Source organism: Chlamydia trachomatis A/HAR-13 (assembly GCF_000012125.1).
GTDB classification, from domain to species: domain Bacteria; phylum Chlamydiota; class Chlamydiia; order Chlamydiales; family Chlamydiaceae; genus Chlamydia; species Chlamydia trachomatis.
The window spans coordinates 878355-897700 of sequence record NC_007429.1; the positions used below are offsets into that span (position 1 = coordinate 878355).

Here is a 19346-nt window from a genome sequence, read left to right on the forward strand (position 1 = left end):
TTTAACTCACAACAATAAAAAAAGATTTGTCCAAAGACCGAGTCCACTAGTTTAAGGGAACAAAGTTTGGTAGGGACTTTTTGAAGAGAAGAGGCCCTAGGCTTCAAGAAGGAATATACTAGTGGATCACTCATAATTAGAACAAGCCAAGATGTAAGCTTGTTTGGAGCGCTAAAAAAAAGAATTTCGACAAAAAAATCGAAGAGAGGAAGGGTAGGATGAGCAAAAAAAAGAAAAAAAGAGAGGAAAATTTTGTTTTATAAAAAGTGTTAAGGATAGTGTGTGAGGGGATAAATTGAGAGGTTAAGAAAAAGGGTTTTTTGGGGAGTTGATAAAAAATAGGTGCATAAAAAATAGGGGATAGCATAGGATGTAGCTTTCTTTCGAACGAGGGTTGAAGGAAGGCCTCTTACGTGGATGAGAGGGCGCGATAGAGTGGAAGGCTGAGAGGCTGGAAGCTTTTCTTAACAATGCAAATGAGATAGAATGCAGGCCAGTATAGATGCTTGTGAGGATTTCTTAAGAGATTAAGGAACCCGTTAATAAATCAAAGTATATATTTTTTCTGAGAATTTGATCTTGGTTCAGATTGAACGCTGGCGGCGTGGATGAGGCATGCAAGTCGAACGGAGCAATTGTTTCGACGATTGTTTAGTGGCGGAAGGGTTAGTAATGCATAGATAATTTGTCCTTAACTTGGGAATAACGGTTGGAAACGGCCGCTAATACCGAATGTGGCGATATTTGGGCATCCGAGTAACGTTAAAGAAGGGGATCTTAGGACCTTTCGGTTAAGGGAGAGTCTATGTGATATCAGCTAGTTGGTGGGGTAAAGGCCTACCAAGGCTATGACGTCTAGGCGGATTGAGAGATTGGCCGCCAACACTGGGACTGAGACACTGCCCAGACTCCTACGGGAGGCTGCAGTCGAGAATCTTTCGCAATGGACGGAAGTCTGACGAAGCGACGCCGCGTGTGTGATGAAGGCTCTAGGGTTGTAAAGCACTTTCGCTTGGGAATAAGAGAAGACGGTTAATACCCGCTGGATTTGAGCGTACCAGGTAAAGAAGCACCGGCTAACTCCGTGCCAGCAGCTGCGGTAATACGGAGGGTGCTAGCGTTAATCGGATTTATTGGGCGTAAAGGGCGTGTAGGCGGAAAGGTAAGTTAGTTGTCAAAGATCGGGGCTCAACCCCGAGTCGGCATCTAATACTATTTTTCTAGAGGATAGATGGAGAAAAGGGAATTTCACGTGTAGCGGTGAAATGCGTAGATATGTGGAAGAACACCAGTGGCGAAGGCGCTTTTCTAATTTATACCTGACGCTAAGGCGCGAAAGCAAGGGGAGCAAACAGGATTAGATACCCTGGTAGTCCTTGCCGTAAACGATGCATACTTGGATGTGGATGGTCTCAACCCCATCCGTGTCGGAGCTAACGCGTTAAGTATGCCGCCTGAGGAGTACACTCGCAAGGGTGAAACTCAAAAGAATTGACGGGGGCCCGCACAAGCAGTGGAGCATGTGGTTTAATTCGATGCAACGCGAAGGACCTTACCTGGGTTTGACATGTATATGACCGCGGCAGAATGTCGTTTTCCGCAAGGACATATACACAGGTGCTGCATGGCTGTCGTCAGCTCGTGCCGTGAGGTGTTGGGTTAAGTCCCGCAACGAGCGCAACCCTTATCGTTAGTTGCCAGCACTTAGGGTGGGAACTCTAACGAGACTGCCTGGGTTAACCAGGAGGAAGGCGAGGATGACGTCAAGTCAGCATGGCCCTTATGCCCAGGGCGACACACGTGCTACAATGGCCAGTACAGAAGGTGGCAAGATCGCGAGATGGAGCAAATCCTCAAAGCTGGCCCCAGTTCGGATTGTAGTCTGCAACTCGACTACATGAAGTCGGAATTGCTAGTAATGGCGTGTCAGCCATAACGCCGTGAATACGTTCCCGGGCCTTGTACACACCGCCCGTCACATCATGGGAGTTGGTTTTACCTTAAGTCGTTGACTCAACCCGCAAGGGAGAGAGGCGCCCAAGGTGAGGCTGATGACTAGGATGAAGTCGTAACAAGGTAGCCCTACCGGAAGGTGGGGCTGGATCACCTCCTTTTAAGGATAAGGAAGAAGCCTGAGAGGGTTTCTGACTAGGTTGGGCAAGCGTTTATATGTAAGAGCAAGCATTCTATTTCATTTGTGTTGTTAAGAGTAGCGCGGTGAGGACGAGACATATAGTTTGTGATCAAGTATGTTATTGTAAAGAAATAATCATGGTAACAAGTATATTTCACGCATAATAATAGACGTTTAAGAGTATTTGTCTTTTAGGTGAAGTGCTTGCATGGATCTATAGAAATTACAGACCAAGTTAATAAGAGCTATTGGTGGATGCCTTGGCATTGACAGGCGAAGAAGGACGCAAATACCTGCGAAAAGCTCCGGCGAGCTGGTGATAAGCAAAGACCCGGAGGTATCCGAATGGGGAAACCCGGTAGAGTAATAGACTACCATTGCATGCTGAATACATAGGTATGCAAAGCGACACCTGCCGAACTGAAACATCTTAGTAAGCAGAGGAAAAGAAATCGAAGAGATTCCCTGTGTAGCGGCGAGCGAAAGGGGAATAGCCTAAACCGAGCTGATAAGGCTCGGGGTTGTAGGATTGAGGATAAAGGATCAGGACTCCTAGTTGAACACATCTGGAAAGATGGATGATACAGGGTGATAGTCCCGTAGACGAAAGGAGAGAAAGACCGACCTCAACACCTGAGTAGGACTAGACACGTGAAACCTAGTCTGAATCTGGGGAGACCACTCTCCAAGGCTAAATACTAGTCAATGACCGATAGTGAACCAGTACTGTGAAGGAAAGGCGAAAAGAACCCTTGTTAAGGGAGTGAAATAGAACCTGAAACCAGTAGCTTACAAGCGGTCGGAGACCAATGGCCCGTAAGGGTCAAGGTTGACGGCGTGCCTTTTGCATGATGAGCCAGGGAGTTAAGCTAAACGGCGAGGTTAAGGGATATACATTCCGGAGCCGGAGCGAAAGCGAGTTTTAAAAGAGCGAAGAGTCGTTTGGTTTAGACACGAAACCAAGTGAGCTATTTATGACCAGGTTGAAGCATGGGTAAAACTATGTGGAGGACCGAACTAGTACCTGTTGAAAAAGGTTTGGATGAGTTGTGAATAGGGGTGAAAGGCCAATCAAACTTGGAGATATCTTGTTCTCTCCGAAATAACTTTAGGGTTAGCCTCGGATAATAAGCTTTTGGGGGTAGAGCACTGAATTCTAGCGGGGGCCTACCGGCTTACCAACGGAAATCAAACTCCGAATACCAGAAGCGAGTCCGGGAGATAGACAGCGGGGGCTAAGCTTCGTTGTCGAGAGGGGAACAGCCCAGACCGCCGATTAAGGTCCCTAATTTTATGCTGAGTGGGTAAGGAAGTGATGATTCGAAGACAGTTGGAATGTTGGCTTAGAGGCAGCAATCATTTAAAGAGTGCGTAACAGCTCACCAATCGAGAATCATTGCGCCGATAATAAACGGGACTAAGCATAAAACCGACATCGCGGGTGTGTCGATAAGACACGCGGTAGGAGAGCGTAGTATTCAGCAGAGAAGGTGTACCGGAAGGAGCGCTGGAGCGGATACTAGTGAAGATCCATGGCATAAGTAACGATAAAGGGAGTGAAAATCTCCCTCGCCGTAAGCCCAAAGTTTCCAGGGTCAAGCTCGTCTTCCCTGGGTTAGTCGGCCCCTAAGTTGAGGCGTAACTGCGTAGACGATGGAGCAGCAGGTTAAATATTCCTGCACCACCTAAAACTATAGCGAAGGAATGACGGAGTAAGTTAAGCACGCGGACGATTGGAAGAGTCCGTAGAGCGATGAGAACGGTTAGTAGGCAAATCCGCTAACATAAGATCGGGTCGCGATCAAGGGGAATCTTCGGGGGAACCGATGGTGTGGAGCGAGGCTTTCAAGAAATAATTTCTAGCTGTTGATGGTGACCGTACCAAAACCGACACAGGTGGGCGAGATGAATATTCTAAGGCGCGCGAGATAACTTTCGTTAAGGAACTCGGCAAATTATCCCCGTAACTTCGGAATAAGGGGAGCCTTTTAGGGTGACTATGGAACGATAGGAGCCCCGGGGGGCCGCAGAGAAATGGCCCAGGCGACTGTTTAGCAAAAACACAGCACTATGCAAACCTCTAAGGGGAAGTATATGGTGTGACGCCTGCCCAATGCCAAAAGGTTAAAGGGATATGTCAGCTGCAAAGTGAAGCATTGAACCTAAGCCCTGGTGAATGGCCGCCGTAACTATAACGGTGCTAAGGTAGCGAAATTCCTTGTCGGGTAAGTTCCGACCTGCACGAATGGTGTAACGATCTGGGCACTGTCTCAACGAAAGACTCGGTGAAATTGTAGTAGCAGTGAAGATGCTGTTTACCCGCGAAAGGACGAAAAGACCCCGTGAACCTTTACTGTACTTTGGTATTGATTTTTGGTTTGTTATGTGTAGGATAGCCAGGAGACTAAGAACACTCTTCTTCAGGAGAGTGGGAGTCAACGTTGAAATACTGGTCTTAACAAGCTGGGAATCTAACATTATTCCATGAATCTGGAAGATGGACATTGCCAGACGGGCAGTTTTACTGGGGCGGTATCCTCCTAAAAAGTAACGGAGGAGCCCAAAGCTTATTTCATCGTGGTTGGCAATCACGAGTAGAGCGTAAAGGTATAAGATAGGTTGACTGCAAGACCAACAAGTCGAGCAGAGACGAAAGTCGGGCTTAGTGATCCGGCGGTGGAAAGTGGAATCGCCGTCGCTTAACGGATAAAAGGTACTCCGGGGATAACAGGCTGATCGCCACCAAGAGTTCATATCGACGTGGCGGTTTGGCACCTCGATGTCGGCTCATCGCATCCTGGGGCTGGAGAAGGTCCCAAGGGTTTGGCTGTTCGCCAATTAAAGCGGTACGCGAGCTGGGTTCAAAACGTCGTGAGACAGTTTGGTCTCTATCCTTCGTGGGCGCAGGATACTTGAGAGGAGCTGTTCCTAGTACGAGAGGACCGGAATGGACGAACCAATGGTGTGTCGGTTGTTTTGCCAAGGGCATAGCCGAGTAGCTACGTTCGGAAAGGATAAGCATTGAAAGCATCTAAATGCCAAGCCTCCCTCAAGATAAGGTATCCCAATGAGACTCCATGTAGACTACGTGGTTGATAGGTTGGAGGTGTAAGCACAGTAATGTGTTCAGCTAACCAATACTAATAAGTCCAAAGACTTGGTCTTTTTATGATTGGAAGAGCCGAAAGGCAAAGACAATAAGAAAAAGAGTAGAGAGTGCAAGTACGTAGAAGACAAGCTTTTAAGCGTCTATTAGTATACGTGAGAAACGATACCAGGATTAGCTTGGTGATAATAGAGAGAGGGAAACACCTGACACCATTCCGAACTCAGAAGTTAAGCCTCTGATCGCTGATGGTACTATACACAAGAGTATGGGAGAGTAGGTCGTCGCCAAGCATTTTATTATATAAGATCTTAGTCACAGACTAAAAAGGAGAAGGGGGTAGCCGCTAACGCAGTTACCCCCTTTTCTTTTCTCTAAAATACCTTCTCTCTTCTTCTTGCTGTAATCCTAGTCAAATTATCTCTAATTCTCTACTATCTTCTTCCTTATCCTGAAATAGAGTTTAAGAACTCTAGGGACTTAATTTATTTTATTCTCCTTATTATCGAATTTTCGGTTCTATATTGGGTTAAGCATTCGTATAGGTAATCAACTTCTGCTAAAGGAAAAAACATGGCTGGCAATAGTGATTTAGATATAGACATCTTAGAAAAGATTGCAGGAACTATTAAACAGTTGAGCATAGAAAGTATTCAGAAAGCATCTTCAGGTCATCCAGGAATGCCTTTAGGATGCGCAGAGCTCGCTGCTTATTTATATGGTTACGTATTGCGATATAATTCTAAAGATTCTCGATGGGTGAATAGGGATCGCTTTGTTCTCTCTGCTGGACATGGTTCTGCTCTTCTTTACTCTTGTTTGCATTTAGCAGGATTCGATGTAAACCTAGAGGATCTGCAACAATTTCGTCAGCTCCAATCTCGAACTCCCGGGCATCCAGAATTTAGAGAAACTGATGGTGTAGAAGCCACTACAGGACCTCTAGGACAAGGAGTAGGAAATGCTGTTGGAATGGCTCTTTCATTAAAAATGTTAGGAGCCAGATTTAATCAGCCTGCGAATTCTATCTTTGATGCAAAAGTGTATTGCTTAGCAGGAGATGGGTGCTTCATGGAAGGCGTGAGTCATGAAGCTTGTAGTTTCGCGGGTTCTTTAGGCTTGGATAATCTCGTTTTGATTTATGATCATAATGAGATTATTTTAGACGGGACTCTTCACGATGTAAGTATTGAGGATACAAAACAGAGATTCTTAGCATATGGCTGGGATGTGTTTGAAACTGACGGACATGATTTTGAGAGCTTGCATCAGGTTTTCACACAGATCAAGAAAAGCCAATGCAAACCTACGTTGATTATTGCACATACTATTATTGGACACGGCTCCCCTAAAGAAGGAACCAATAAAGCACATGGGTCTCCTTTAGGAGAGGATGGTGTTGCTCAAACTAAAAGTTTCTGGCATCTCCCAGAAGAAAAGTTTTTCGTTCCTTCGGCAGTGAAGATGTTCTTTGCTGCAAAACAACAGGAAGGTAAGAAATTACAGGAAGAATGGCAAGAACGCTTCCGAGTCTGGTCTAAACAAGCTCCCGAGCAACATCAAGAATATCTTCGATTGATTCAAGAGATCTCGATTCAAGAACTCGAAGAAATTTTGAATCTTATTGATATGCCAGAGTCTATAGCCGGGCGTGCAGCTTCGAATAAAGTCATTCAGGTATTAGCAGAGGATATTCCATCCCTCGTAGGGGGATCGGCGGATCTCTCTAGTTCAGATGGTACCTGGATAGCTAAAGAAGGAACTATTAGTGCTAGCGATTTTCTTGGGCGGAATATTCGCTATGGAGTGCGCGAATTCGGAATGGGCACGATTATGAACGGATTAGCGTATAGTCAAGTATTCCGTCCTTTTGGGGGAACTTTTTTAGTCTTTTCCGATTATTTGCGTTCCGCGATTCGATTAGCAGCATTATCTAAATTGCCGGTAATTTATCAGTTCACTCATGATTCGATTTTTGTTGGAGAGGATGGACCTACACATCAGCCTATAGAGCAAATCATGTCGCTGCGGGCTATTCCAGGGCTAAGAGTGATTCGTCCTGCGGATGCGAATGAAGTGAAAGGAGCATGGTTAACTGCTTTAGAAAGCGCTGGTCCAACAGCGTTAATTTTATCTCGACAAAATCTACCTACTCTTAAAGAGACGAAACGTTCTTTCAGAGAAGGAGTAAGAAAGGGTGCTTATATTCTGGTTAAAGAGGAAGGAGATCGCCCAGACTATACGCTGTGTGCTTCTGGATCCGAGGTGCATTTGGCTATAGAGGTTGCACAAAGTCTTATGGCTTTAGATAATCGTGTGCGAGTGATTTCATTCCCTTGTTGGGAGCTATTCGAGAGACAAGACGTTGAGTATCGTGAATCCGTAATAGGAGGAGATTTAGGGTTGCGTGTTTCTATAGAAGCAGGTACCGCCTTGGGTTGGTACAAATACATCGGTAGCAATGGCTTAGCCATTGCCATAGATGGGTTTGGAATGTCCGGAGCTCCCAATGAGGTGGCAGAGACTTGCGGTTTCACTGTAGATAATATTGTGCAGAGAATCCTTTCTGTTTAGAAATCCCCGCCAGAAACTTCAGTTTGTTCAGAAAGAGAATCATCGGCTTGCCCAAACTCCATGTGCGGCAAGCCTTTTGTTTTCTTGATTCCTGGGCCTGATTTCTCTTGTAGAGAGGCAAACACCTCAACGCCTGTTAGTATATGCTCTTTGGTGTGAGAGTTTAGGACTGCCGAACTGCTTTCCTTAGTTTTAATTCCATCTTTTCGCAAAGGTAGATCCGATATCAGCAAAAGTGCTCCTAAAGGAAGATTCCTTCGGTATCCTGCAGCAAATAAGGTGGCACACTCCATCTCGACAGTTTGAGCTTTATTTTCATATAGTTTTCGACGGAACTCTTTATTAAACTCCCAAAACCGAATGTTAGTCGTGTGGGTGATGCCTATATGGTAAGGGAGGTTTTTGGCTTCGAGAATATTGGTGATCATTTTTTGTACGACAAAATTAGCTAATGCAGGGACCTCTGGGGGGAAGTATGCATCTGATGTTCCATCTTTTCGGATGCTAGCAACAGGGACAAAATAATCTCCTATTTGGTAGTGGGATCTTAAGCCTCCACACATGCCCAACATGATCGCTGCTGTAGCATTGGGAAGGAAAGAACACAGATCTACGGTAAGAGCTGCTCCTGGAGAGCCTAATTTAAAATCGATGATTGAGGTGTGAATTTGAGGCGCATGCGCTGCCGAAAACATGGATCCTCGAGAAACAGGGACCTGATAGATTTCAGCGAAAACATCCACGTAATACGCAAAATTAGTAAGAAGGAGATAGGGCTGGAACTCTTGAACGGTAGAGCCGGTATAGCGCTCTAGCATGTCACAGGCGATTGTTTCTTCGCTGATTTTTTTATGCTGATGGGTCATAAATCACAGATATTATAATGGTTAGAGAATCTTTTTTTCTAAAAACATAGTATGAAGATGGAACAAGTTGTTCTCGTGAGGGTAATAGTTGGGCTACTTAAAAGTATAGTTTTCTTTTGCAAGAAAGAGGGAAAGCGTTTGTTTCGCGACATTCTTCTGGACAAAGCTTAGAAGAGAACGATAACATAGATGGAGAAAAGATAACGGGTTAAGCGTGTTATGGTTCGTGTAAGCACTAGTGAATTTCGTGTAGGATTGCGCGTTAAGATCGATGGACAACCCTATGTAATTTTGCAGAACGATTTTGTTAAGCCAGGGAAAGGACAGGCTTTTAATAGAATCAAAGTCAAAAACTTTTTAACTGGGCGTGTAATAGAAAAAACGTTCAAATCAGGGGAATCTATAGAAACTGCCGATGTACGGGAGCAGCAGATGCGTCTTCTGTACACAGATCAGGAAGGGGCTACGTTTATGGATGACGAGACCTTCGAACAAGAACTCATTTTTTGGGACAAACTCGAAAATGTTCGGCAATGGTTATTAGAAGATACAATATATACGTTGGTTTTGTACAACGGGGATGTGATTTCTGTTGAACCTCCGATCTTTATGGAGCTCACTATTGCAGAAACAGCTCCTGGAGTCCGTGGGGATACTGCATCAGGACGAGTATTGAAGCCTGCAACAACCAATACCGGGGCAAAGATTATGGTCCCTATTTTCATTGAAGAAGGTGAAGTTGTGAAGGTCGATACGCGAACAGGAAGTTATGAGTCTCGTGTATCAAAATAAAAATTAGAAGGGGCATTACGCCCCTTCTTCAAGAAGGCGTTCCGCCACTTTCCGAAATAATTGCGAAGGTTCAAGATGCGCTTGAGGCTCTAGGTAGTCTCTAGTCGATTCTGGCATAGCAGCCAATTTCTCTACCCAGGCTTTTCTTTTTTGTGTTTCTTGCTGGGAGATAGCTCGGTCACGAAGTTTTTTTAAAAGAGTCGCTTCTGGCGATAGTTCTAACACTTTTTTTTCTTTCATCGGGAGTCCTTCCAGGTTCGTTATTCTCAAGTTGAGTGCAGAGGATTTATAAAGAGATGGTAGTTTCTTCGATAGAAATGGTTAACGGAGTAGAGGTTTCCTTAAGGTTTGTTAATGCTGCTGTTGCGATTTGATATCCCCCTTCTGGATGTAAGTCTATAATATGAAAGCGTGCATTTGAGGGAAGTGTTAGTGAGCCGCTATTCACTACCAGAGGAGGGAGATGATCGAGTTCTACATAATGATCATGTCCATGTAGATACAAGCGTACAGAAGGAGAATTCATCAGTAGGGATTTTAGAGGGGCATAATTGAGTAAATCATGAGCGGGTCTTGTTGTGGGAGATAGAGGATAATGGTTAGCCACAATCACGTGTTCAGAAGCGGGAAGAGAAGAAAGAAATTGTTCTAAAGCAAGGAGTTGAGAATCAGTCACTTCTCCATTCGCTGTATACCAACCATTGAAGCAAGAACAATCGAGAAGAACTAACCACCATGTGGGAGTGAGTTTTTTAAAGGCGATACGGTGAGTTTGAAGTTCTTTATTAGGAAAATAGGAATAAAACGTTTGTTTTTTCAAAGCCCGATGGGTGTATACATCATGGTTTCCTGGAACTATATACACAGGAGCTACAGATTCAACGCGAGAAAGAAATTCTTTAGCGAAACGGAATTCTGTATCGAGAGCGGTGATGGTCATATCTCCAGTCACACAGACACTATCTGCTTCAAGCTGCTTAACGAGTTGAGGGAATCTCTGAGAGATTGCAAAAGCTTGAAAGGAAACGCCTCCTATAAGTTGTCTTAGAAGTCCCTTAAAGCGTTTATTGAAGCATTGAAAAGGATTTTTAGGGAGTACACAGAAGTGAATGTCGGAGCAATGGATCAGTCTAAAGGCGTGTGAAGGCTTGTTTGGCATAGAGAAGCGATGGTTAATAGAGAACCCGATTTATTAACAAGAGCATACCCTCGGTATGATAGGCGGATAGTTAGTAAAAATTAAGTTTTTTTCTCTTTTGCTGCAGGAGTCGGTGGGGTAGTGAAAGAAGCTAAGAGAAGATCTACAGCGGTATGCAGGGAACAAGAAAAAATATCTAGCACAACATTCAAAGGTGTAATGATTCCTGCAGAGATCATGTCTTCTATTTGTTGAGATACAACATTGAAGCCGAGACTTGGAGTCCCTAGAGAGCAGAGTTTATCAGCAACAAGTTTTCCATCCATATACACAGAGTTAACCAGTTGTTCCAAGAGAGTGCGGCACGCGGTCTGTAAAATCTGAACAGCAGCTTGTTCTTCTTGAGAATGCTCTGGAGAGGAAGAGAGGCTCTGAGTAGCGTAAAGAAGAGCCGCTCCGCCTCCCAAGACGAAACCAGATTCTTGTGTTGAGTTTAGCGTTTTGAGAGCTAATTCATGTAGGGGAGTTGTGTCCTGCTTCACCGGAATGATTGCGATACTGTTTTCTAAGCGATGTTTTCTTTTTTTAAGGAGTTTTCGGGATGTTTCGTCTTCTGCGTTGTGTATAGCGTGATCGAGTTGTCGAACTTTTAGTTTCACTACTTCAGGAACCAGATTCTCACAGACAAGTAAGGTATGATCGCGAGATAGTTCTGCCCAGGTACAGGATCCTAGTAGAGGCAGTTCTATAGGAGGCTTATTAGAGAAAGGCGGCGAGGAAAAGACCGTTGTCCCTGTAAGCAAAGCGATGTCTTCTAACAGAGTGGTATCGGGGATTGTCACTACTAGAACATCCAACAGTCCCGCTATACGGTTTGCAATGCAGGTAGCTAGTGGGTCGGGAGCTATCTCCTTACAAAAAATGATCAGAGGAGTTTGTTCTTCGGAGAATTTCTTGAGTAAGGGCAGAAAAGGAAAAAGACAATGGATTTTCTGATCTGTGACAAAAATTTTAGGAGCTACAATAGGATTTTCATGAAAAGAGTCATGAGGGAAAAATGACGGCACTCGATAGCCCTTTTGCGTTTGTATTCCTTTCACCAGGTGTAGCGTAGAGCCGCTTCTTTGAGATAAAGCAACAGCTCCTTCATGTCCTGTGTAGGCAACGGCTTCAGCAAAAGCCTCTCCAATAAGAGGATCAGGAAGATGGGAACGAATGAGCCCGAGCACTTTTGAAGCATCTTTTAAGAGAAAAGAGTGCGAATGCAGATAGGCGCACACCGCTTCTTTTTGAGAGGCGAGGGCAGAAGCTAAAAGTCGAGGAGAAAGTCCTTGATCGATAAAAGGAATCGATGCCTTTAAAAAGGCTCGTAAAAGAATAACAGAAGAGATCACTCCATCAGCATGACGTTTATGGATCCGTTTTGCTAGAGATCGAGCAAAATAGACTCCAATACGTTCGAAAGGATCAGAAAGTTCTATACGCGAAAGAATATGATAGCCTCTCCCTTTGAAAAAATCTTTCGAAGAAGAGGAGTACGCGGGGCCATAAAACCCCTTTACTATTTGATACGCCTTATCAAGGCCTGTAAACAGTTGATGAATAGTATTGCGATGCATCTCATTGTTGTCGTGAGGCATAGCGGGGTATCCTGTAACGGTTTCTTCATACCTAGAACACTACCAACTCGCCAGTTAGATCACAACGAGATTTAAGAAGGTGGCACCCGGAATCGAACCGGGGATAGAGGCTTTGCAGGCCTCGGCCTTACCGCTTGGCGATGCCACCGGGAGATATCCGAGTGTACGCGATGTTATGAGGAAAAGTCAATAACAGTGTGCATTTTCTGGGATCTTTTTTTTGTAAGCAGGATGAAGAAAAAATTTTTCCTGAAGCTTTTTTATATGAGTGAAAAGCGTTTCTTTAGAGGTTGAATTGATAATGGATATAGAATAATTTTTAAGACTGCTAGTAGAGGAAAGAAAAGAGAATCTTTTTAGGAGATGGCGGGGGAGTGCATCTTCTAAAATCTATTTCTTTGAGATTTTTTAGTTGTTGGTATTCGGCACGAAGCCAAGGGATCTGTTATGCGCCCTATTTTGTTGGAAGAATGGTCTTCTTTGTTATTAGGTATGGAAATCCCTCGCTCGGGGAAGAAAGTGACAGGAGTTGCTATTGACAGTCGACTCGTATTGCCTGGGGACGTGTTTTTTGCTCTTCCTGGGAATCGAACGAGTGGCCACCTATTTTTAAAACAAGCAGCACAATCTGGAGCAGTTGCTGCTGTAGTCGCAAGCGATTATCATGGTCCAAGTTACGGTCTGCAGTTATTGCGTGTGGCGGATCCTCGAGAAGCTTTACGGGCAGCGGGGCGTACCCAAGGAGCTCTTTTCTATGGAGAAGTTATAGGAATCACTGGATCTGTAGGGAAGACAACTACTAAAAATTTTGCAAATCAGTTGCTTTCTTCTGTCTATAAAGTCTTTATGAGTCCCAAAAGCTACAATTCGCAGTTGACGCTGCCTTTAAGCGTTTTAATGGCCGATGGGGATGAGGATTTTTTACTTCTAGAGATGGGAGTTTCTGAACCTAATAACATGAAGAATCTTTTGGAGATCATTGAGCCTACAATCGGTGTGATCACATATATCGACGTGCAGCATGCTATGCATTTTCTGGATAAAGGGGCTCAAGGTATCGTCGAGGAAAAAAGCTTGCTGTTGGAAAGATGTGGGTTGCAGCTCATTCCTAAAGACTCTTCTTGGTTTCAGTTTTTTGCAAAAAAGAATTCTGCAGCAGATCGGTTTTCTTTTTCTATGAGCAATGAAACGGCAGATTTTTATTATCGAGCGATTCATTCCGAAGGAGTCCTTATTAGTGCTCCTGATGGGGACATTGAGTTGCCTGCCGTATTTCCGTATTCTCCAGCGTATATGAATTTTATTATTGCAGTAGCTTTGGCTTGGATTACGAATGTTCCCATGGATCGTTTAGAGCAGGTGAGTCAGTCTCTGTTTTTGCCTGCCATGCGTTTCGAACAGCAAGAGCACAATGGTATCCGAGTGATTAATGATGCATATAATGCTAGTCCTGATGCAATGCTAGCTGCTTTAGATGCTGTTCCTGTTCCTCCAGAGGGAGGTAAGATCATTTTTATCCTTGGGCATATGGCGGAGTTAGGACGATATTCCGATGAATGCCATATTGCTGCAGCTAGGAAAGCTGTGACAAAAGCTCACATCATCTTTTTTGTTGGAGAGAAATGGTTCCCTGTTAGGGATATAGTTCGTGATGCGGATTGCCAGATTGGGTTTTATAGCGCAGTGAGCGAGATTATGGATGCCGTGAAAGCTCTCGTTCAACAGGGAGATGTTGTGTTGTTAAAAGGGTCTCGTAGTTTAGAACTAGAGACTTTATTACCATGCTTTTCGATTTCATAGGTAAAAGATCAGAATTTCTTTTTAGAATAGAAATAGTTAACTTTCAAGTCGCTGTAAGATGCTCTTTTTAACTTGCCTTTTGAAAGCTTAAGTTTAAGATAGAGAATTTCTTATAGGAGCTTCCCATAATAAAACGAGAAAACAGATGCTGCCCCTAACGTATGTTGTGAAAGCCTTTTCTATTGGCTTGTTTTTTAGCCTTTTTTTGATGAAACCTTTGATTTCTTGGTTAAAAAAACAAGGTTTTCAAGATCATATTCACAAAGATCACTGCGAAAAATTAGAAGAGTTACATAAAGACAAAGCATATATCCCTACAGCTGGAGGGATAGTTTTTGTTTTTGCATCTGTGTTGGCGGTTCTTTTATTGTTCCCCATACAGCTTTGGTCTACATGGTTTTGTATTGGAACTATTCTATTATGGGGAGCATTAGGATGGTGCGATGATCAGATTAAAAATCGGCGTAGAGTAGGGCATGGGTTGTCTGCTAAACATAAGTTTCTTATACAGAATTGTTTGGCTGCAGGGGTGGTTCTTCCTATTATGTTCGCATATAAAGAAAGTTTTCTTAGTTTTCATCTTCCTTTTCTAGGAATCGTTTCTTTGCCACATCATTGGTGGAGCTATCTACTCAGTTTTGCTATTGCAACATTGGCTATTGTTGGAACGAGCAATTCAGTCAATCTCACTGATGGATTGGATGGACTTGCGGCAGGAGCTATGGTGATAGCCTGCTTAGGGATGCTTGTCGTTGCTTGTACTAATGGAGCTCCTTGGGCCTTCATTTGTTGTGTTCTTCTAGCTACCTTAGCTGGAAGTTGTCTTGGATTTTTACGTTACAACAAGTCTCCTGCCCGTGTCTTTATGGGAGATACAGGATCTTTGTTTTTAGGAGCCATGCTCGGTATGTGTGCTGTATTATTACGAGCAGAGTTTCTTCTCTTGTTTATGGGAGGGATTTTTGTTCTGGAATCACTATCTGTGATTGTACAAGTCGGAAGTTATAAATTAAGAAAGAAACGAGTCTTTCTTTGTGCCCCTTTACACCATCATTATGAGTATAAGGGGTTATCAGAAAAGGCTGTAGTGAGGAATTTCTTAATTGTCGAGCTTATTTGTGTAGTAGTTGGGATCATTGCAGTATTTGTGGATTAGAGGAGAGTTAGATGGGATTGGAGCGTGTTGTCGTTATCGGCCTAGGTGTCTCTGGGAGGTCTATTGCGCATTTTCTAGCTCAAAAAGGTGTATGTGTATTGGGTGTAGACAAGTCGCTTCATGCACTTCAGAATTGCCCGTATATTCAGGAAAAATATTTGGAGAACGAAGAGTTCCCTTCACAGGTGGATTATGTTGTTCGTTCTCCAGGAGTATCCAAGGAGCATCCTTGGGTACAGGCTGCGATAGCCTCGCACATTCCTGTCATGGCAGATATTCAGTTAGCTTTTCAAACAGAAAAATTTACAGAAAGAGAGTCGTTAGCAATCACAGGGACTACAGGTAAGACAACCACAATATTATTTTTAGAATACTTATTCAAACGGTCTGGGATTCCTGCTTTCGCTATGGGGAATGTAGGAATTCCTATTTTAGATGGTATGCAGAATCCTGGAGTGCGGATTGTTGAAATCAGCTCTTTCCAGCTCGCTGATCAAGAAAAATCCTATCCTGTCTTATCTGGAGGAATGATTCTAAATATCTCAGATAACCATTTAGATTATCATGGGAATTTCTCTGAGTATTTTCAAGCCAAGCAAAATCTTGCTTTATGTATGCGTAATCCCGATGACCTTTGGGTAGGAGATGAGCGTTTTTACGGCCACTTGTATTTAGAAGAAGTACAGAAGTATATGCGTTTATTAGATAAAGAAAGTGCATTAAAACCATTGTACTTGCATGATAAGTACAACTACTGTTGTGCCTATCTGCTTGCTAAAACAGAATTCCCAATATCCGAAACTAGCTTTATAGAAGCTGTGGCTACTTTTAACAAGCCTCCTCACAGGATGGAATATTTGGGGCAAAAGCAAGGCATACATTATATCAATGATAGTAAGGCAACCACGGTGAGTGCTACAGAAACAGCTCTTTTAGGGGTTGGGAATCAGGCAATTGTGATTCTTGGAGGAAGAAATAAGGGATGCACGTTCTCTTCGCTTCTTCCCGCTTTGCGAAAAGCTGCGAAGAGTGTAGTCGCTATGGGAGAGTGCGCTCAGGAGATCGCTCGAGATCTAGAAGAGTTCCCTGTAACCGTAGTGAAAAATTTATCTGAGGCTTTACTATGTGCTGAAGAGCAAGCAGTGCCTGGAGATGTGATTGTATTGTCTCCGGCTTGTGCTAGCTTTGATCAATTCCGTAGCTATGAAGAGCGAGGGGCAATGTTTAAGCAGTTGGTTGGGATGGAAGAGGTTCTTTTATGAATCGTAGAAACACGATGATTGTAGCAACTGCTGTGAATGCAGTGCTATTGGCAGTGCTGTTTATGACCGCGCGCCATTCAGAGCAAGAAATAGAGTATTCTCAGAAAATAGCTCCTATTAAAATCTTAGAGCCCGTTCCGGTTGTTGATAAGGCTCCAGAGAAGTTAGAGAAAAAGCCTGAGGTGATTGCGAAGCCTTCTCAGGTCGTTAGAAATCCTGTCGTTTCTAAAGCTGAACTTGCTGCGCAATTTGCAGACAAAAATCCTAAGACAGAGAAGGAATCTAGTGGGGGCTCTAAAGAGATTTCATCTACCCCTGTAGAATCGACGACTCCTGTCGCTCCAGAAATTTCTGTTGTGAACGCTAAGGTAGTAGAGAAAACTCCTGAAAAAGAGGAATTCTCTACTGTTATTGTTAAGAAAGGAGACTTTTTAGAACGTATAGCTAGATCCAATCACACTACAGTTTCTGCATTGATGCAGTTGAATGACTTATCTTCGACACAGTTACAGATAGGACAAGTGTTACGAGTTCCTAAAACGAATAAGACAGAGAAGGATCTTCAAGTGAAGACTCCAAATCTGGAAGATTACTATGTAGTCAAGGAAGGAGATAGTCCTTGGGCCATTGCATTGAGTAATGGTATTCGTTTGGATGAGCTGTTGAAGTTAAATGGATTAGATGAGCAGAAAGCTCGTAGATTACGTCCAGGGGATAGATTACGAATTCGATAAATCTCTGGAATTATTATGAAATGGTTCCTGATTTCCTGTTTATTAGGAATTTTTTCTCTCGGGCTGATCATGGTGTTTGATACCTCATCAGCAGAGGTTTTGGATCGAGCTTTGTCGTGTAGTACACACAAAGCTCTGATCCGGCAGATTACTTATCTTGGATTGGGACTTGGTATCGCTTCATTTGTGTACATCTTAGGATGGAAGGATTTCTTGAAAATGAGCCCTATGTTGCTGATTTTCTTGGGGATTACTCTTGTTTTGGTTCTTATTCCAGGTATTGGTGTTTGTAGAAATGGAGCTAAGCGTTGGCTAGGAGTGGGGCAGTTAACTTTACAGCCTTCTGAATTTGTTAAATATTTAGTTCCATGTGTTGCTATCGAATGTTTAACAACAAAACCTTCTATTCGTAGTAGTTTTAAACGATTCGTAGCTTTTGTTGCTCTGTTGTTTATCCCCATTATGTTGATAGCGATTGAACCTGACAATGGATCTGCGGCCGTGATCTCATTTTCCTTAATTCCAGTTTTTATCGTAACTGCAGTGCGATTACGCTATTGGCTGCTTCCTTTGCTATGTATTCTGTGTATTGGAGGTACATTTGCCTATCGGCTCCCTTATGTTCAGAATCGTTTGCAAGTTTACCTACATCCTGAATTAGATATTAAAGGAAGAGGCCATCAACCTTACCAAGCTAAAATTGCAGCAGGCTCTGGAAGAGTGTTTGGTAAAGGTCCAGGAAAAGGATTACAAAAATTAACTTATCTTCCAGAAGCTCAGAATGATTACATTGCTGCTATTTACGCAGAAGAGTTTGGATTTATTGGGATGCTCCTATTGATTCTTCTCTACATGGGATTTATTTATAGCGGGTATGTCATTGCAATGCGAGCCTCCCTTTTATCTGGAGCGGCTCTTGCTATTTCAATCACTGTGATTATTGGGATGCAAGCTTTTATTAACTTGGGTGTTGTTTCTGGGTTATTGCCTAGCAAGGGAGTGAACCTTCCATTTTTTAGTCAGGGAGGCTCTTCTCTAATTGCTAATATGTGTGGCATGGGATTGCTATTAAGGATATGTGATGAAGAAAATCAACAAAATCGTATTGGCAGTGGGGGGAACAGGAGGGCACATTATCCCTGCTCTAGCAGCAAGAGAGACTTTTATTCATGAAGACATAGAAGTCTTACTTTTAGGGAAAGGATTAGCTCATTTTTTAGGGGATGATTCAGAGGTCGCCTATTGTGATATCCCTTCAGGATCGCCTTTTTCTTTGCGTGTCAATCGGATGTTCTCTGGGGCTAAGCAGTTATATAAAGGTTATGTCGCAGCTCTACAAAAGATCAGAGATTTTACTCCTGATTTAGCAATAGGATTTGGGAGTTACCATTCCTTACCTGCTATGCTTGCTTCTATAAGAAGTAGGATTCCTCTTTTTCTGCATGAACAGAATATTGTTCCTGGGAAAGTGAATAAGTTATTTTCACGTTTTGCTAAAGGTGTAGGGATGTCTTTTGCAGCAGCAGGGGAACATTTCCATTGCCGAGCCGAAGAAGTCTTTCTCCCTATCAGGAAACTGTCTGAGCAGATCGTTTTCCCTGGAGCTTCTCCTGTCATTTGTGTGGTAGGAGGATCCCAAGGAGCAAAAATTTTAAATGATGTTGTTCCAAAAGCCTTGGCTCGTATTCGAGAAAGTTATTCGAATTTATATGTTCATCATATTGTAGGGCCTAAAGGAGACCTTCAAGCGGTTTCTCAAGTTTATCAAGATGCTGGTATCAATCATACAGTTACCGCATTTGATCACAATATGCTCGGCGTACTACAGGCAAGCGATTTAGTGATTAGTAGATCTGGAGCAACGATGCTTAATGAGTTGCTTTGGGTTCAGGTGCCTGCCATTCTTATTCCTTATCCAGGTGCTTATGGACATCAAGAAGTGAATGCAAAATTCTTCACGCATACTGTAGGTGGAGGGACTATGATTTTGCAGAAGTATTTAACAGAAGAAAGTTTGAGTAAGCAGGTTTTACTTGCTTTAGATCCTGCAACCAGTGAAAATAGGCGCAAGGCTATGCTTTCCGCACAACAGAAGAAGTCTTTCAAATCACTGTATCAGTTTATTTGTGAATCTCTATAGGCTC

Annotated in this window: 13 protein-coding genes, 1 tRNA gene and 3 rRNA genes; 11 read left to right on the top strand and 6 right to left on the bottom strand. The window is 43.3% G+C overall.

Annotated features, from left to right (window positions below; translation table 11 throughout):
• Positions 1-136: 136 nt before the first annotated feature.
• Positions 137-367 carry a hypothetical protein gene (locus tag CTA_RS04985; protein ID WP_009872128.1) on the bottom strand — a complete coding sequence of 77 codons (231 nt, stop codon included), beginning with the start codon at positions 365-367 and terminating at the stop codon, positions 137-139.
• Between the two features lie 194 nt (positions 368-561).
• Here CTA_RS04985 and CTA_RS04090 point away from each other — a divergent pair.
• The 4 genes from CTA_RS04090 (at position 562) to tkt (ending at position 7814) form a co-directional block, all read left to right on the top strand.
• A 16S ribosomal RNA gene (locus CTA_RS04090) occupies positions 562-2114 on the top strand.
• A 248-nt stretch (positions 2115-2362) separates the two neighbouring features.
• A 23S ribosomal RNA gene (locus CTA_RS04095) occupies positions 2363-5299 on the top strand.
• Positions 5300-5418: 119 nt separating this feature from the next.
• A 5S ribosomal RNA gene (rrf, locus tag CTA_RS04100) occupies positions 5419-5533 on the top strand.
• Together the 16S, 23S and 5S rRNA genes form the textbook arrangement of a ribosomal RNA operon.
• A 280-nt stretch (positions 5534-5813) precedes the next feature.
• Positions 5814-7814: a transketolase gene (gene tkt / locus CTA_RS04105; protein ID WP_011324854.1), complete on the top strand. Its 2001-nt coding sequence runs from the start codon at positions 5814-5816 to the stop codon at positions 7812-7814.
• Here tkt and CTA_RS04110 read toward each other — a convergent pair.
• The gene (locus tag CTA_RS04110) at positions 7811-8680 is read right to left on the bottom strand and encodes an AMP nucleosidase (RefSeq protein ID WP_009872130.1); all 870 of its coding nucleotides are present in this window, start codon (positions 8678-8680) and stop codon (positions 7811-7813) included. The genes tkt and CTA_RS04110 overlap by 4 nt on opposite strands.
• Before the next feature lie 219 nt (positions 8681-8899).
• Between CTA_RS04110 and efp the strand changes: the two genes are divergently transcribed.
• Complete coding sequence (efp, locus tag CTA_RS04115) at positions 8900-9472, top strand: elongation factor P (protein ID WP_009872132.1); 573 nt, start codon at positions 8900-8902, stop codon at positions 9470-9472.
• 15 nt (positions 9473-9487) lie between these two features.
• Here efp and CTA_RS04120 read toward each other — a convergent pair whose 3' ends face one another.
• The 4 genes from CTA_RS04120 to CTA_RS04135 all read right to left on the bottom strand — a co-directional run bounded on the left by CTA_RS04120 (position 9488) and on the right by CTA_RS04135 (position 12398).
• Positions 9488-9712 carry a hypothetical protein gene (locus CTA_RS04120; protein ID WP_009872133.1) on the bottom strand — a complete coding sequence of 75 codons (225 nt, stop codon included), beginning with the start codon at positions 9710-9712 and terminating at the stop codon, positions 9488-9490.
• Between the two features lie 46 nt (positions 9713-9758).
• The gene (locus CTA_RS04125; RefSeq protein ID WP_009872134.1) at positions 9759-10631 is read right to left on the bottom strand and encodes a metallophosphoesterase family protein; all 873 of its coding nucleotides are present in this window, start codon (positions 10629-10631) and stop codon (positions 9759-9761) included.
• An 80-nt stretch (positions 10632-10711) separates the two neighbouring features.
• Positions 10712-12250 carry a variant chaperonin GroEL3 gene (gene groEL3, locus CTA_RS04130; protein WP_009872135.1) on the bottom strand — a complete coding sequence of 513 codons (1539 nt, stop codon included), beginning with the start codon at positions 12248-12250 and terminating at the stop codon, positions 10712-10714.
• A 77-nt stretch (positions 12251-12327) separates the two neighbouring features.
• Positions 12328-12398, bottom strand: a tRNA-Cys gene (locus CTA_RS04135).
• A gap of 299 nt (positions 12399-12697) precedes the next feature.
• On the opposite strand from CTA_RS04135, the gene murF reads away from it, so the two are divergent.
• From murF to murG, 6 genes are all read left to right on the top strand, one after another.
• Complete coding sequence (gene murF / locus CTA_RS04140; protein WP_011324855.1) at positions 12698-14050, top strand: UDP-N-acetylmuramoyl-tripeptide--D-alanyl-D-alanine ligase; 1353 nt, start codon at positions 12698-12700, stop codon at positions 14048-14050.
• Between the two features lie 145 nt (positions 14051-14195).
• A complete protein-coding gene (gene mraY / locus CTA_RS04145) occupies positions 14196-15206 on the top strand; it encodes a phospho-N-acetylmuramoyl-pentapeptide-transferase (protein WP_009872137.1) in 1011 nt (336 codons plus the stop codon).
• A gap of 11 nt (positions 15207-15217) precedes the next feature.
• Entirely contained in the window at positions 15218-16468 is a 1251-nt protein-coding gene (gene murD / locus CTA_RS04150; RefSeq protein ID WP_009872138.1) for a UDP-N-acetylmuramoyl-L-alanine--D-glutamate ligase, read from the top strand.
• Positions 16465-17202 (top strand): LysM peptidoglycan-binding domain-containing protein, encoded by a 738-nt coding sequence (locus tag CTA_RS04155; protein ID WP_009872139.1) that lies wholly within the window; start codon positions 16465-16467, stop codon positions 17200-17202. The genes murD and CTA_RS04155 overlap by 4 nt, the downstream gene beginning before the upstream one ends.
• Before the next feature lie 15 nt (positions 17203-17217).
• Positions 17218-18375 (top strand): putative lipid II flippase FtsW, encoded by a 1158-nt coding sequence (ftsW, locus tag CTA_RS04160; protein WP_011324856.1) that lies wholly within the window; start codon positions 17218-17220, stop codon positions 18373-18375.
• Entirely contained in the window at positions 18284-19342 is a 1059-nt protein-coding gene (gene murG / locus CTA_RS04165) for an undecaprenyldiphospho-muramoylpentapeptide beta-N-acetylglucosaminyltransferase (protein ID WP_009872141.1), read from the top strand. The genes ftsW and murG overlap by 92 nt, the downstream gene beginning before the upstream one ends.
• Positions 19343-19346: the final 4 nt, after the last annotated feature.